We start from the raw sequence: 13,912 nt of genomic DNA, 5'->3' as shown, positions 1-13,912 counted from the left end.
GCTCCAGCGCGGGCAGCAACACTGCGGCCGCGGAGCCGGGCGAGACAAACAGCGCACGCAGAACAGCTATGCGTGCGCTCCGCCATCGAGGTCGTCGAGCTCGTCGTCATGCGGATCGTCCAGCGGCCAGCCCTGGGCGGCCAGCCGCGCCCGCACCCGCTCGATGTCCTCGGGCGACGGCAGCTCATCGGTGAGCTTGCTGATCATCACGCCGATGTCGATGTTGTCGAAATCGCCGCGATCCATCAGCGCGTTGGCCACAAGTCGGACCTCGTCGTTCGACAGTCGGTTGGCCAACAGCGCCAGCAGGGCGAAGGTATCCGTCGGGGGAATGCCCTCCGGATAGCCCGCGCGCAACCACGAGACGACCGAGGTTAGGAATCGGTTCATTCGATCAACTCCGCCCGGGGGCTCGGTAGTTCGGTGGACGACGATTCGATGCTACTTAAGCTTGGCCCCCAGGAAGGGATACCCGGTGTGGTGCGCAATGAAATCGCGCGCGATGAACAACACGCCGACGATGATCACCGTCACCACCAGTGCGTAGATCAACCAGGCCAGAGCCGACAGCATCGGGTTCGGCTGCGAGGTGCTGCCGTCGGCGCCGGCGTGGCCGGAGCCGAGCGCCTGCAGCCGGATCCCCACGGCGAACAGCCCAGGCAGGAACGCGCCGGCCAGCATGCTGAAGAGCAGAATCTTCAGGGTTGCTTCGTAGTTGAACCATTCACCCAATGAGCTCATCGGAGGCTACCCCACACTCACATCGTCGGAACCGGTCGTGGCGCCCACCTTGGCCCCACCGGACGGGCTGTTCTCATCGAGTCCGGCGGTCAGATCGCCCTTCCATTCGTCGTTGACGTTGTGCTGGTCGACCTTGTTCTTGCGAGACCGGATGTAGATGGCGGCCGAGGTGGCGACCAGGAGCCCGAAGCCGACGACGGCGCCGGGGTATCCACCGATGTAGTGGACGATCCAGTAGGTGATCGCGCCGACGAGACCGGCCAGCGGGAGCGTCACCACCCAGGCGACGGCCATCCGGCCGGCGACGCCCCAGCGGACCTCACCGCCGGGCTTGCCCAGCCCGCTGCCCATCACCGAGCCGGTGCAGACCTGGGTGGTCGACAGCGCGTAGCCGAAGTGAGCGGACAGCAGAATCACCGCGGCAGAGGAGGATTCGGCGGCCATGCCCTGCGGCGACGTGATCTCGACGAGTCCCTTGCCCAGCGTGCGGATGATCCGCCAGCCGCCCAGGTAGGTGCCTGTGGCCATCGCTATGGCGCAGCAGACGATGACCCACATCGGCGGGACCGCGGCGCTCTTGCTGACCGAGCCGTAGGACATCAGCGCCAGGAAGATGATGCCCATCGTCTTCTGGGCATCGTTGGTCCCGTGCGCCAGCGAGACCAGCGACGCCGAGCCGATCTGGCCGCGTCGGAATCCCGCTTCGGTGCGCTCCTTCCCCAGGCCCCGGGTGATCCGGAAGACCGCCCAGGTCGCGCAGGCACCGACCAACAGGGCGACGAACACCGACACGACGGCCGGGATGATCGCCTTGGACATCACGCCCGACCAGATCACCCCGTGCGCGCCGACGGCCGCGATCGTGGCACCGATGATGCCTCCGATCAGCGCGTGCGACGAGCTCGAGGGGATACCGAGAAGCCAGGTCAGCAGGTTCCAGACGACGCCGCCGACCAGGCCGGCGAACACCAATTCCAGCGAGACGATGCTGGAATCGATGAGGCCCTTGGCGATGGTCGCCGCAACGGTGGTCGACAGGAATGCGCCCACCAGGTTGAGCACCGCGGAGAGAGCGACGGCTGTTTTGGGCTTCAGCGCGCCACTGGCAATCGAGGTCGCCATGGCGTTCGCGGTGTCATGGAAGCCGTTGGTGAAATCGAATGCCAATGCCGTGACTACGACAATGATTAGGAGGAACAGTTGTATGTCCACAGCGCCTGATTCTGGTGGTAGGGGGATTAAATTGTCGAATGCTGGCACGGGTGAAACTCAGGTAATTTATGAACCGTCGCCAGATGTTACCTGTCAGTTAACCGGTCGTTCCCTGCTGTTCACCTCGGTTGTCGCGGGCTAACGGGTGGTCACCCGGCACCTCGACGAAGATGAGCGTAACGCCATCCGGATCGGTCACATGCATCTCTTTGAGGCCCCACGGTTCGGTACGGGCCTCGCGGGCAATCGGCACCCCGCGACCGATTAGTTCGGCCTGGGTTGCCTCGATGTTGCGCACCTGCAGCCACAACGCCCCCGGGAATGGTCCGCGGGACTCGTCGGTATCGCTCCAGCCGGCCAGTTCCAGCAAAGACTGGCCCGCGAAAAACACTGTGCCAGCGCCATAGTCGCGATAGATGGCCAGGCCGATTTCGTCGCGGTAGAACGTCAACGACCGCTGATAATCAGCCGGCCGAAGCAGCATTCGGCTGAACAGGATCTCCATAGCTCGTGTCTATCACGTCGTCGCCGCGCGTCAGCCTGGCAGCGCGGCCAACGCCAACACTCCGACCAGGGCGCTCAGCTCCCGTTTTCGCGATTGGGCTGAAGGTTCTGGCGCTGCATCAGGGTGTTCACCCAGCGGGGCCCGATGGTGTCCAGTGCCCGGGCCGCGATCGCCATCCGCGGGGCGATCCGTACCGGCCGGGTGCGGGCGGCGGTGACCATCCACTCGGCGGCTTCTTCGGACGTCAGCGCGGGCAACCCGTCATATGCCTTCGTCGGCTCGATCATCGGCGTGGCAACCAAGGGGTAGTACAGCGTCGTCGAGTGCACACCCCGTCGGCCCCACTCGGTTTCGGCGACCCGGCTCACCGCGGACAGCGCCGCTTTGGATGCGTTGTACGGAGCAAACAACGGCGACGCTTCGGACAGCACGCCCCAGGTCGAAACGTTGATGATGTGGCCGTCGCCGCGCTCCAGCATTCCCGGCGCGAAACCACGGATCAGCCGCAGCGGAGCGTAGTAATTGAGCACCATGGTCCGCTCGACGTCGTGCCAGCGCTGAAGCGACTCGGCCAGCGGCCGGCGGATGGACCGGCCGGCGTTGTTGATCAGGATGTCGATTCCGCCGAGCCGCTTGTCGACGTCGGCGACCAGGGCGTCCACGGCGTCCATGTCCGAGACGTCGCACGGGACGGCGATGGCGTCACCACCCGCGTCGGTGATCCGCGCGGCCAGCGCATCCAGCAGTTCCTGGCGCCGGGCGACAACGACCACGGTGGCGCCGTGCTCGGCCAACCGTTCGGCGCCGGCTTCGCCGATGCCCGACGACGCCCCGGTCACCAGGATGCGCTTGCCGGCGAGCTCGACCGGCTTGATCGGCGGGCGGTTTACCAGAATCTGCGGCGATATCGGGGGCCGCATGGTGGCCAGGACCAGCTGGTCGGTGATTCGGCGAAGCGGACTCTTACCCACGGGACGCGAGTCTAGGTGGGGGCGCCGAGCGTCACGCCATCGTGGCGTTTGGCCTCGAGCGTCACGCCAGCGTGACCCGCTAGAAGTAGCGGGGGAAAGGGCTCCAGTCCGGATCGCGCTTCTGCAGGAACGCGTCACGGCCTTCGACCGCCTCGTCCGTCATGTAGGCCAGCCGGGTGGCCTCGCCCGCGAACAGCTGCTGGCCGACCAGGCCATCGTCGAGCAGGTTGAACGCGAACTTGAGCATCCGTTGCGCCTGTGGGGATTTGGCGTTGATCTCAGCCGCCCACTGGATGCCGGTGCGTTCCAGGTCGACATGGTCGACGACCTCGTTGACCGCGCCCATGTGGTGCATCTGCTCGGCGGTGTAAGGGCGGCCCAGGAAGAAGATCTCCCGGGCGAACTTCTGGCCGACCTGACGGGCCAGATACGCGCTGCCGTAGCCGCCGTCGAAGCTGCCGACGTCGGCGTCGGTCTGCTTGAAGCGCGCATGCTCGCGGCTGGCCAGCGTCAGGTCGCAGACCACGTGCAGGCTGTGCCCGCCGCCGGCGGCCCACCCGTTGACCAGACAGATGACCACCTTGGGCATGAACCGGATCAGTCGCTGCACCTCGAGGATGTGCAGCCTTCCGGCGCGGGCGGCGTCGACGGTATCGGCGGTCTCGCCGGCGGCGTATTGATAGCCCGAGCGCCCGCGGATGCGCTGATCGCCGCCGGAGCAAAACGCCCAGCCGCCGTCCTTGGGGGACGGGCCGTTGCCGGTCAGCAGTACCACGCCGACGTCGGGGGACATCCGGGCGTGGTCGAGAACCTGGTACAGCTCGTCGACGGTGTGCGGCCGAAACGCGTTGCGCACCTCGGGGCGGTCGAACGCCACCCGGACCGTGGCGTCGTCGACGTGGCGGTGGTAGGTGATGTCGGTCAGATCGCCGAAGCCGTCGACTTCTCGCCAGACCTGCGCATCAAATGGGTTGTCAGTCAAGGCTGTTCAACTCCTATACGGGGTCCAGGCGGAACACCGCGCAGCGGCCCGCCAGACGCTCGAACTCGTCGGGACTGCCCTCGGTGACGAGTCCGGCCCGCTTCATGAATCCCACACCCGTGGGCACCTCTCGAGGGAACACGCGCAGAATCGGCCGGGCGTCGGCCGCGGACAACTCCACCATCCGCACCCGCTCGGTACGGCGGCCGCGGGCCACGGTCGCCTGTTCGGCCGCCCGCACGTTGGCCACCCAGTCGGCACCGGGGAATCCGGCGACGACGTACTGCTTGCCGTCGACGGTCATCGGTGTCACCGGCGTCGCGCGCTCACGTCCCGATCTGCGTCCCCGCACCGTCAGCACGACAGGGCTTTCGCCGCCGAAATTCACTCCCAGCCGCGACATCTGGATGAAGAGTTTGTTCGCCGGCTTCAGCCACCACGGCGGCTTGATCGGTTTGCCCATGCGACCACAGTAGTCAGCTCTGCGGCGCCTCCAAGAAGCGTTCGACGCCGTGCGCCCACAGGTCGTCGCCGGGGGTGGCGACGGCATCCAGCCGGTTCAGGGCGTCCGCATCCAGCGTGACGTCTGCCGCGCCGATGTTCTCCTCGAGGTGCCCGATCGAGCGGGTACCCGGAATCAGCAACGAGTTCGGCGCATGCGCCAGGATCCAGGCCAACCCGACCTGCGCCGGGGTGGCGCCGAGTTCGCCGGCGATATCCACCACGACGGCGTTGTCGGTGGCCTTGGGGAAGCCCGGGAACGCCGAGCCCAGCGGGAAATACGGCACCCACGCGATGCCCTCGGCCACGCAGACGTCGACCATCTCCTCCTGGGAGCGGTCCAGCAGGCTGTAGGCGTTCTGCACGCAGACGATCCCGGCGGGCAGGGCGCGCCGCAGCACCTCGAGGGGCACGCTGCTGATGCCGATCGCGCCGATCTTGCCCTCGTCGCGCAGCGCGATCATCTCGGCCAGCTGGTCGTCGAGGTCGACGATCTGGTCGCCCTCGGCGCCGACTGCGGGACCCAGGTCCATCCGGCGCAGGTTGACCACCGGCACACGGTCCAGGCCGAGCTGGCTCAGGTCGTCCTCCACGGCGGCGCGCAGCTCGGCGGGCCGTTGCGCGGCGGCCAGCGGAATCGGTTCGTCGCCGGTGTAGCGCGCGCCGACCTTGCTGACGATGACGAGGTCGTCGGGGTAGGGGGCCAGCGCCGCGCGGATGCGGCGATTCACCTCGCCGGGGCCGTAGAACGAGGCCGTGTCGATGTGGTTGACGCCGAGTTCGACGGCGCGACGCAGCACCGCGGCGGCGTCCTCAGGCGAGGTCTCGAACAGCTGCATGGCGCCGTACCCGACGCGGGCGACCGCCGCCGTGCCGATGCTGCCGAGGCCGCCGGGCTGTGGTTTGTCCGTCATGGTGCTCCTTATCCCGTGAGACACTGGAGAATGCGGAGGCTCCTCCGCTTGACCGAGAGTAGCAGAAACGGAGGACCCTCCGCTTGGCTGGCAGCACTCGGTCCGACGCGCGCCGGAATCGTGAAAAGCTCCTCGAGGTGGCGACCGCGGCGTTCGCCACCGCAGACGGGCGCGCGGTGTCGCTGGAGTCGATCGCGCGCGACGCCGGCGTCGGCATCGGCACGCTGTACCGGCATTTCCCGAGCCGGGAGGCGCTGGTCGAGGCGATTTTCCGCGCCGAGCTCGCCGACGTGGCCGCGGCCGCTCAGCAGCTGCTGGACACCCACCCGCCCCGAATCGCCCTGCGGCGCTGGATGGATCGCTACGCCGGGTTCGTGGCCGCCAAGCGCGGTATGGCCGAGACGCTGCACGCGATCTTCGACTCCGGCGCCATGGAACCCGGCCACACCCGCGACAGCATCGTCGGTGCCGTCGAGAGGTTGTTGCGGGCCGGAGCCGACGACGGCAGCCTGCGCGCCGACGTCCGGGCCGACGACGTGGTCAGCAGCCTGATCGGAATCTTTCTGGCCACCGGCTCACCGGAGCAGACCGGCCGCATGCTCGACCTGCTGGTCGCCGGGATCACTGCCCAGGGCTCAGACTCCGCGCGGCCTCCCCGAACGTGACGGCACAGTCACGCTGGGCCTCGACCGTGACTGCAGCGTCACGTTCGCGCCCAAGGCGAAGAACTAGCCCACCGAGCGGTCGGCGCCCTCCCAGAACCGCGCGCGGACGGCCTTCTTGTCGGGCTTGCCCAGCGCGGTCACCGGCACCGACTCGACCACGATCACCTGCTTGGGCGATTGCACCGAACCCTTGCGCTCCTTGACCGCGGACTGGATCTCGACGGTCACCCGCGCCACCGCCTCCTCGTCGGAGGGATGGTCGGGGCGCAGCACGATCACCGCGGTGACGGCCTCGCCCCACTTCTCGTCGGGCGTGCCGATCACGCAGACCTGCGCGACGGCCGGATGCTCGGCGACGACGTCCTCGACCTCGCGCGGGAACACGTTGAACCCGCCGGTGACGATCATGTCCTTGACCCGGTCGACGATGAACCAGAAGCCGTCCTCGTCCTCGCGGGCCATGTCGCCGGTGTGCAGCCAGCCGTCTTTGAACGTCTTGGCCGTCTCCTCGGGCAGGTTCCAGTACCCGCCGCTCAGCAGCGGCCCGGACACGCAGATCTCGCCGACCTCGCCCTGCGGCACGGGGTTGCCGTCGGCGTCCAGCAGTGCGGTGCGGGCGAACAGGGTGGGCCGTCCGCAGGAGGTGAGCCGCTTCTCGTCGTGATCGGCCTTGGCCAGATACGAGATCACCATCGGGGCTTCGGACTGCCCGTAGTACTGGGCGAAGATCGGCCCGAACCGGCGGATGGCCTCGGCCAGCCGCACTGGGTTCATCGCCGAGGCGCCGTAATAGACGGTTTCCAGCGAGGACAGGTCGCGGGTGTGCGAGTCGGGGTGGTCCATCAGGGCGTAGATCATCGACGGCACCAGCATGGTCGCGGTGATCTTCTGCTCCTCGATCACCCGCAGCACCTCGGCCGGATCGAACTTGGTCAGCACCACCAGCTCGCCGCCCTTGATGATGGTCGGCACGAAGAACGCCGCCCCGGCGTGCGACAGCGGGGTGCACATCAAAAAGCGCGGGTTCTCGGGCCACTCCCACTCGGCGAGCTGGATTGTCGTCATCGTGGTGATCGACTGCGCGGTGCCCAGCACGCCCTTGGGCTTGCCGGTGGTGCCGCCGGTGTAGGCCATCCCGCCGATGTGGTCGGGCGGAAGGTCCGCGGCCACCAACGGCTTCGGCGAATACTTCGCGGCCTCGGCCACCAGGTCCACTGCGGAATCGCCCAACGCCTCGGGGACCGGGCCGATGGTCAGGACCTGCTTGAGGCCGGGCACCTTGTCCAGCAGGCCCAGCGCGCGCTCGACGAACATCGGGTTGGGGTCGATGATCAGCGACGTCACGCCGGCGTCGCCCAGCACGTAGGCGTGGTCGTCCAGCGAGCCCAGCGGGTGCAGCGCCACCCGCCGATAGCCTTGGGTCTGCCCGGCGCCGATGATCATCAGCACCTCGGGCCGATTCAGCGACAGCAGCCCGACGGTCGCGCCGGTGCCCGCACCGAGCGCCTCGAACGCCTGGATGTATTGGCTGATGCGCTCGGCGAGCTGTCCACCGGTCAGCGTCGTGTCGCCGAGATGCAGCACCGGCTTGTCCTTGTTGCGCTTGAGCGCACCGACGGTCAGGTGTCCGGAATGAATGGGATGGCGCAACAGATCGTCACTCATGGGGCAAGACTAGAACGTGTTGCAATTCTTGTCTGCCACCCCCTCGGCGGGCGGCGGCAGCACTAGGCTTTCTGCCCATGGCGCAGGCAGATCTCGTCGTGACCGGAACCATCCTCACCGTCGATGAAGCGAAGCCCACCGCGGCGGCGCTCGCCATCGCCGATGGCCGCATCGTCGCCGTCGGCGACCGGTCCGAGGTCGAGACGCTCATCGGCCCGGCCACCGAGACGATCGACATCGGCGACGGCTGCGTGATGCCGGGATTCGTTGAGGCACACGGACATCCGCTGATGGAGGCCGTCGCGCTGTCGGACCGGATCGTCGACATCCGGCCGGTAACCATCCCCGGCCCCGACGACGTCGTCGCCGCGATCCGTCGCGAGGTCGCCCGGCGCGGATCGGCGGGCGCCTACCTGAACGGCTGGGACGCGCTGCTGCAGTCCGGCCTGCCCACCCCGACGCTGGCGTGGCTCGACGACATCGCCCCGGACGGACCACTGGTGATCATCCACAACTCCGGGCACAAGGCTTTCTTCAACTCGCATGCCGCGCGCCTCAACGGGCTGACCCGTGACACCCCAGACCCCAAGGGCGCCAAGTACGGCCGCGATGCCAACGGCGACTTGGACGGCACCGCCGAGGAGATCGCCGCGGTGTTCCCCCTGCTTGGTGGCGCCATCTCGGCCGACAGCTACCCGGCGATGCTGCTGGCCGAGTGCGCCCGGCTGAACCGGGCCGGGCTGACCACCTGCTCGGAGATGGCATTCGACCCGAACTTCGGGCCGATGGTGGCGCGGTTGCACGACCGGTTGACGGTCCGGCTGCGCACCTACGAGGTCTCCAACCCGCGGATGGCCACCGCCGCCACGCCCGGCCAGGGCGACGACATGGTGCGTCAGGTCGGCATCAAGATCTGGGTGGACGGCTCGCCCTGGATCGGCAATATCGCGCTGTCCTTTCCCTACCTGGACACCGAGGCCACCCGCACCGTCGGCATCCCGCCGGGTTCGTGCGGCTGCGCCAACTACACCCCCGAGCAACTGCGCGAGATCGTCGGCGCCTATTACCCGCTGGGCTGGCAGATGGCCTGCCATGTGCAGGGCGACGCCGGCGTGGACACCATCCTCGACGTCTACGAGGAGGCCCTCAAGCGCAACCCCCGCGACGACCACCGGCTGCGCCTCGAGCATGTCGGGGCCATCCGGCCCGAGCAGTTGCAACGCGCCCACGACCTCGGCGTGACCTGCAGCATCTTCGTCGACCAGATCCACTACTGGGGCGACGTCATCGTCGACGGGCTGTTCGGCGAGGAGCGCGGATCCCGTTGGATGCCGGCAGGTTCGGCGGTGGCCACCGGGATGCGCATCTCGTTGCACAACGACCCGCCCGTCACGCCCGAGGAGCCGCTGCGCAACATCAGCGTCGCGGTGACCCGCACCGCGCCCAGCGGTCGGGTGCTGGCCCCCGAAGAGCGGCTGACGGTCGAGCAGGCGATCCGCGCGCAGACCATCGACGCCGCCTGGCAGCTGTTCGCCGACGACGCCATCGGCTCGCTCGAGGTCGGCAAGTACGCGGACCTGGTGGTGCTGTCGGCCGATCCGCGCACGGTGCCGCCCGAGCAGATCGCCGATCTCGAGGTGCGGGCGACCTATCTGGCGGGCCGCCAGGTCTACAGCCAGTGAAGCCCGCCGTAGGCGAGCTGCTGGAGCGCCTGCACGTGGTGGCGCTGCCGATGCGGGTGCGGTTTCGCGGCATCACCACCCGCGAGGTCGCGCTGATCGAGGGACCGGCGGGGTGGGGCGAGTTCGGCGCCTTCGTCGAATACGGGCCGGCCGAGGCGTCGGCGTGGCTGGCGTCGGGCATCGAGGGCGCCTACCGGCAGCCGCCGCCGGTGCACCGCGACCGCATCCCGATCAACGCCACCGTGCCCGCCGTGGCCGCGGCCGAAGTGCCGGGCGTGCTGGCCCGATTTCCCGGCGCCGGCACGGCCAAGGTGAAGGTCGCCGAACCCGGTCAGACGCTGGCCGACGACGTCGCCCGGGTCAACGCGGTGCGCGAACTGGTCCCGACGGTGCGGGTGGACGCCAACGGCGGCTGGACGATCGACCAGGCGATGCTGGCCGCGGCCGTGCTGACCGTCCACGGCCCGTTGGAATACCTCGAACAACCCTGCGCCACCATCGACGAACTGGCCGAGCTGCGGCGGCGGATCGACGTTCCGATCGCCGCCGACGAAAGCATCCGCAAGGCCGACGACCCGCTGGCGGTGGTCCGCGCTGGCGCCGCCGACATCGCGGTGCTCAAAGTCGCTCCGCTGGGCGGGATTTCGGCCCTGCTGGACATTGCCGCGCAGATCGACATCCCGGTCGTGGTCTCCAGCGCACTCGACTCGGCGGTCGGCATCGCCGCCGGGCTGACCGCCGCGGCGGCATTGCCGCAACTGCGGCACGCCTGCGGCCTGGGCACCGGCGGGCTGTTCGCCGAAGACGTCGCCGCACCCGCCGCGGCCGTCGACGGCCACCTGCCCGTCAGGCCGGTTGCACCCGATCCGGAGCGGTTGCACGCGCTGCGGGCATCGCCGCAGCGCCGGCAATGGTGGATCGACCGGGTCAAGGCGTGCTATCCGCTCCTTGTACCGTCGATCGAGTGATCAACCTGGCGTATGACGACCGCGGCAGCGGTGAGCCCGTGGTCTTCATCTCGGGCAGCGGCGGCCCCGGACGCACCTGGTTGCCGCATCAGGTCCCGGCATTCGTGTCCGCGGGTTATCGCGTGATCACCTTCGACAATCGCGGGATCGGCGCCACCGAAAACGCCGAGGGGTTCACAACGGAAACCATGGTCAACGACACCGCGTCGCTGATCGAGTCCCTGGGTGCTGCCCCAGCGCGCATCGTCGGGGTGTCGATGGGCGCGTTCATCGCCCAGGAGCTGATGGTGGCGCGCCCCGAGCTGGTGAAGGCCGCGGTGCTGATGGCCACCCGCGGCCGCCTGGACCGCGCCCGTCAGGGTTTCCACGAGGGCGAGCAGGAGCTCTACGCTTCCAACACCGAACTACCGCCCGCTTACGAGGCGAAAGTCCGTGTGCTGGAGAACTTTTCGCGCAAGACAATCAACGACGACGTGCTGGTCGCCGACTGGATCACCATGTTCCGGGCCTGGCCGGTCAAGCGCACGCCCGGGTTGCGCACCCAGCTCAGCGTGTCCCCGCAGACCAGCCGGCTCGCGGCCTACCGCGGCATCAATACCCCGGTGCTGGTGATGGGCTTCGCCGACGACGTCATCACCCCGCCGCACCTGGGGCGCGAGGTCGCCGACGCCTTGCCCAACGGCCGCTACGTGCAGATCCCCGACGCGGGCCATCTCGGCTTCCTGGAGCGGCCCGAGGCGGTCAACAGCGTGGCGCTGAAGTTCTTCACCGACGTTTGATTTCCTCGTCCGACGACGCAGCGCGTCGGGCGTCGTCGGCGCGGGGGTTGATGGCGCGCTTCCTCATCCGACGCAGCGCGGCGGGCATCGTCAGCGCGCTGTGACACCCTGTAGGAGTGAATCCCTCGACGACACAGGCTCGCGTCGTCGTTGACGAGCTGGTCCGCGGCGGCGTGCGCGACGTGGTGTTATGCCCCGGCTCGCGCAACGCCCCGCTGGCGTTCGCGCTGCAGGACGCCGATCGCTCCGGCCGGATCCGGCTGCACGTGCGCATCGACGAACGCACCGCCGGCTATCTGGCCATCGGGTTGGCGATCGCGGCGGGCGCGCCCGTCTGTGTGGCGATGACCTCGGGCACCGCGGTCGCCAATCTCGGCCCGGCCGTCGTCGAGGCGAATTACGCGCGGGTGCCGCTGATCGTGCTGTCCGCCAACCGGCCCTACGAACTGCTGGGCACCGGGGCCAACCAGACCATGGAGCAGCTGGGCTACTTCGGCACCCAGGTTCGCGCCACGATCAGCCTGGGTCTGGCCGAGGATGCGCCGGAGCGACTGGATGCGCTCAACGCCACCTGGCGGTCGGCCACCTGCCGGGTATTGGCGTCGGCCACGGGCTCTCGCACCGCCAACGCCGGGCCCGTGCAGTTCGACATCCCGCTGCGCGAGCCGCTGGTGCCCGATCCGCACAGTGTGACGACGCCGCCGGGGCGGCCCGACGGCAGGCCGTGGACCTACACGCCGCCGGTCACCTTCGACCAGCCGCTGGAAATCGACCTGTCGCCGGACACCGTCGTCATCGCCGGCCACGGCGCCGGCGCGCAGCCCGCCCTCGCGCAGCTGCCGACGGTGGCCGAACCGACCGCGCCGGCGGCGGTCACCCCGTTACACCCGCTGGCCCTGCCGCTGCTGCGCCCGAAGCAGGTGATCATGCTCGGCCGTCCGACGCTGCATCGCACGGTCTCGACGCTGCTGGCCGACCCGCAGGTGCCGGTGTACGCACTGACCACCGGACCGCGCTGGCCGGACGTCTCGGGCAACTCGCAGGCCACCGGAACCCGGGCCGTCACCACCGGGACACCCAATCCGGCGTGGCTGGATCGCTGCGCGCAGATGAACCGGCACGCGGTCGCGGCGGTGCGCGGCCAGCTGGCCGCGCATCCGTTGACCACCGGCCTGCACGTCGCCGCCGCCGTGGCGGATGCGCTGCGGCCGGGCGATCAGCTCGTGCTGGGCGCGTCCAACCCGGTCCGCGACGCCGCGCTGGTGGGGCTCGACACGACCGCCGTCCGGGTCCGGTCCAACCGCGGCGTCGCCGGCATCGACGGCACCGTGTCCACCGCGATCGGTGCGGCGCTGGCGCACGAACGCAACGGCACGGCCGAGAACCCGGCCCGCACTGTCGCCCTGATCGGCGACCTGACGTTCGTCCACGACAGCTCCGGGCTGCTGATCGGTCCGACCGAGCCGACGCCGCGGCATCTGACCATCGTGGTGTCCAACGACAACGGCGGCGGCATCTTCGAATTGCTGGAGCAGGGCGACCCGAGGTTCTCGGACGTGTCCGCACGGATCTTCGGCACCCCGCACGATGTGGACGTCGGTGCACTGTGCCGCGCCTACCACGTCGAAAGCCGGCAGATCGAGGTCGACGAGCTGGACGCGGCACTCAACGAATCCGGCGCCGGCATGCGGGTGCTGGAGGTCAAGGCGGACCGGTCGTCGCTGCGCGGACTCCATGCCGCCATCAAGGCCGCCTTGTGAAGTCACCAAAAGCATTGCTGCGCACTGTGATCCACGGCCGCAGCGATGAACCGCCGACCACGCCGGCGCGGATTACGTTGCGGCTGACCCGGATCGCGGTGCTGGTCATCGCCGGCCTGGTGACGCTGCAGTCGGTGTTGCTGGTGGCCGGCGCCTGGCGCAACGATCTCGCGATCCGGCACAACATGGGGGTGGCGCAGGCGGAGGTGCTCAGTGCGGGGCCCCGCCGGTCGACGATCGAATTCGTCACACCTGAGCGAGTCACCTACCGACCCGAGCTCGGCGTGCTATACCCGTCCGAATTAGCCACGGGTATGCGGATATACGTCGAATACAACAAAAATGATCCGAACCTGGTGCGAGTCCAGCACCGCAACGCCGGGTTGGCGATCATCCCGGCGGGGTCGATCGCGGTCGTCAGTTGGCTCGTCGCACTGGTTGTGCTGGTGGGCCTGGCGCTGATAGACAAGCAACTGGACCGTCGTGACGTGGCCAAAAGTGCGGGTAGCAAAGACATATAACGTTTCAGCAGCAAATTTCGCGCCCTGTATGCCAGTCGGCAACCTT

At 68.7% G+C, this 13,912-nt stretch carries 14 protein-coding genes and 1 pseudogene; 6 read left to right on the top strand and 9 right to left on the bottom strand.

Annotation, left to right across the window (positions count from 1 at the left end):
• Positions 1 to 66: 66 nt before the first annotated feature.
• The 8 genes and pseudogenes from AAHS21_RS01505 to AAHS21_RS01470 all read right to left on the bottom strand — a co-directional run bounded on the left by AAHS21_RS01505 (position 67) and on the right by AAHS21_RS01470 (position 5,826).
• The gene (locus AAHS21_RS01505) at positions 67 to 390 is read right to left on the bottom strand and encodes a DUF3349 domain-containing protein (RefSeq protein ID WP_342925956.1); all 324 of its coding nucleotides are present in this window, start codon (positions 388 to 390) and stop codon (positions 67 to 69) included.
• 51 nt (positions 391 to 441) lie between these two features.
• Positions 442 to 741, bottom strand: coding sequence for a hypothetical protein (locus AAHS21_RS01500; RefSeq protein ID WP_342925955.1), 300 nt, complete (start codon positions 739 to 741; stop codon positions 442 to 444).
• A 75-nt stretch (positions 742 to 816) separates the two neighbouring features.
• Positions 817 to 1,953: pseudogene (locus tag AAHS21_RS01495) on the bottom strand (inorganic phosphate transporter); the annotation flags it as partial.
• A 97-nt stretch (positions 1,954 to 2,050) separates the two neighbouring features.
• Positions 2,051 to 2,458 (bottom strand): VOC family protein, encoded by a 408-nt coding sequence (locus tag AAHS21_RS01490; RefSeq protein WP_342925954.1) that lies wholly within the window; start codon positions 2,456 to 2,458, stop codon positions 2,051 to 2,053.
• A gap of 74 nt (positions 2,459 to 2,532) precedes the next feature.
• Positions 2,533 to 3,429, bottom strand: a complete 897-nt coding sequence (locus AAHS21_RS01485; RefSeq protein WP_342925953.1) for an SDR family oxidoreductase — start codon at positions 3,427 to 3,429, stop codon at positions 2,533 to 2,535.
• Between the two features lie 79 nt (positions 3,430 to 3,508).
• Positions 3,509 to 4,411, bottom strand: a complete 903-nt coding sequence (locus AAHS21_RS01480) for a 1,4-dihydroxy-2-naphthoyl-CoA synthase (RefSeq protein ID WP_342925952.1) — start codon at positions 4,409 to 4,411, stop codon at positions 3,509 to 3,511.
• Positions 4,412 to 4,424: 13 nt separating this feature from the next.
• A complete protein-coding gene (locus AAHS21_RS01475; protein ID WP_342925951.1) occupies positions 4,425 to 4,874 on the bottom strand; it encodes a nitroreductase family deazaflavin-dependent oxidoreductase in 450 nt (149 codons plus the stop codon).
• 13 nt (positions 4,875 to 4,887) lie between these two features.
• Positions 4,888 to 5,826 carry an aldo/keto reductase gene (locus tag AAHS21_RS01470; RefSeq protein WP_342925950.1) on the bottom strand — a complete coding sequence of 313 codons (939 nt, stop codon included), beginning with the start codon at positions 5,824 to 5,826 and terminating at the stop codon, positions 4,888 to 4,890.
• 83 nt (positions 5,827 to 5,909) lie between these two features.
• On the opposite strand from AAHS21_RS01470, the gene AAHS21_RS01465 reads away from it, so the two are divergent.
• Positions 5,910 to 6,491, top strand: coding sequence for a TetR/AcrR family transcriptional regulator (locus tag AAHS21_RS01465; protein ID WP_342925949.1), 582 nt, complete (start codon positions 5,910 to 5,912; stop codon positions 6,489 to 6,491).
• A gap of 63 nt (positions 6,492 to 6,554) precedes the next feature.
• Here AAHS21_RS01465 and fadD8 read toward each other — a convergent pair whose 3' ends face one another.
• Positions 6,555 to 8,156: a fatty-acid--CoA ligase FadD8 gene (fadD8, locus tag AAHS21_RS01460; protein ID WP_342925948.1), complete on the bottom strand. Its 1,602-nt coding sequence runs from the start codon at positions 8,154 to 8,156 to the stop codon at positions 6,555 to 6,557.
• Between the two features lie 77 nt (positions 8,157 to 8,233).
• On the opposite strand from fadD8, the gene AAHS21_RS01455 reads away from it, so the two are divergent.
• The 5 genes from AAHS21_RS01455 (at position 8,234) to AAHS21_RS01435 (ending at position 13,866) form a co-directional block, all read left to right on the top strand.
• The gene (locus AAHS21_RS01455) at positions 8,234 to 9,838 is read left to right on the top strand and encodes an amidohydrolase (RefSeq protein WP_342925947.1); all 1,605 of its coding nucleotides are present in this window, start codon (positions 8,234 to 8,236) and stop codon (positions 9,836 to 9,838) included.
• Complete coding sequence (locus AAHS21_RS01450; protein WP_342925946.1) at positions 9,835 to 10,806, top strand: o-succinylbenzoate synthase; 972 nt, start codon at positions 9,835 to 9,837, stop codon at positions 10,804 to 10,806. The genes AAHS21_RS01455 and AAHS21_RS01450 overlap by 4 nt, the downstream gene beginning before the upstream one ends.
• Positions 10,803 to 11,585: an alpha/beta hydrolase gene (locus tag AAHS21_RS01445; protein ID WP_342925945.1), complete on the top strand. Its 783-nt coding sequence runs from the start codon at positions 10,803 to 10,805 to the stop codon at positions 11,583 to 11,585. Before AAHS21_RS01450 ends, AAHS21_RS01445 begins: the two co-directional genes overlap by 4 nt.
• A 116-nt stretch (positions 11,586 to 11,701) precedes the next feature.
• Positions 11,702 to 13,345 carry a 2-succinyl-5-enolpyruvyl-6-hydroxy-3-cyclohexene-1-carboxylic-acid synthase gene (gene menD, locus AAHS21_RS01440; protein WP_342925944.1) on the top strand — a complete coding sequence of 548 codons (1,644 nt, stop codon included), beginning with the start codon at positions 11,702 to 11,704 and terminating at the stop codon, positions 13,343 to 13,345.
• Positions 13,342 to 13,866: a DUF3592 domain-containing protein gene (locus AAHS21_RS01435; RefSeq protein ID WP_342925943.1), complete on the top strand. Its 525-nt coding sequence runs from the start codon at positions 13,342 to 13,344 to the stop codon at positions 13,864 to 13,866. Before menD ends, AAHS21_RS01435 begins: the two co-directional genes overlap by 4 nt.
• Positions 13,867 to 13,912 lie beyond the last annotated feature (46 nt).

It is taken from the genome of Mycobacterium sp. 050272 (assembly GCF_039023525.1).
Classification (GTDB): Bacteria; Actinomycetota; Actinomycetes; order Mycobacteriales; family Mycobacteriaceae; genus Mycobacterium.
This window is presented reverse-complemented; position numbering and strand designations above follow the sequence as displayed.

Excerpts from the sequence above, each read along its gene's own strand:
- AAHS21_RS01505 (WP_342925956.1), bottom strand. The coding sequence starts at position 390 with ATGAACCGATTCCTAACCTCGGTCGTCTCGTGGTTGCGCGCGGGCTAT.
- AAHS21_RS01500 (WP_342925955.1), bottom strand. The coding sequence starts at position 741 with ATGAGCTCATTGGGTGAATGGTTCAACTACGAAGCAACCCTGAAGATT.
- AAHS21_RS01490 (WP_342925954.1), bottom strand. The coding sequence starts at position 2,458 with ATGGAGATCCTGTTCAGCCGAATGCTGCTTCGGCCGGCTGATTATCAG.
- AAHS21_RS01475 (WP_342925951.1), bottom strand. The coding sequence starts at position 4,874 with ATGGGCAAACCGATCAAGCCGCCGTGGTGGCTGAAGCCGGCGAACAAA.
- AAHS21_RS01470 (WP_342925950.1), bottom strand. The coding sequence starts at position 5,826 with ATGACGGACAAACCACAGCCCGGCGGCCTCGGCAGCATCGGCACGGCG.
- fadD8 (WP_342925948.1), bottom strand. The coding sequence starts at position 8,156 with ATGAGTGACGATCTGTTGCGCCATCCCATTCATTCCGGACACCTGACC.
- AAHS21_RS01455 (WP_342925947.1), top strand. The coding sequence starts at position 8,234 with ATGGCGCAGGCAGATCTCGTCGTGACCGGAACCATCCTCACCGTCGAT.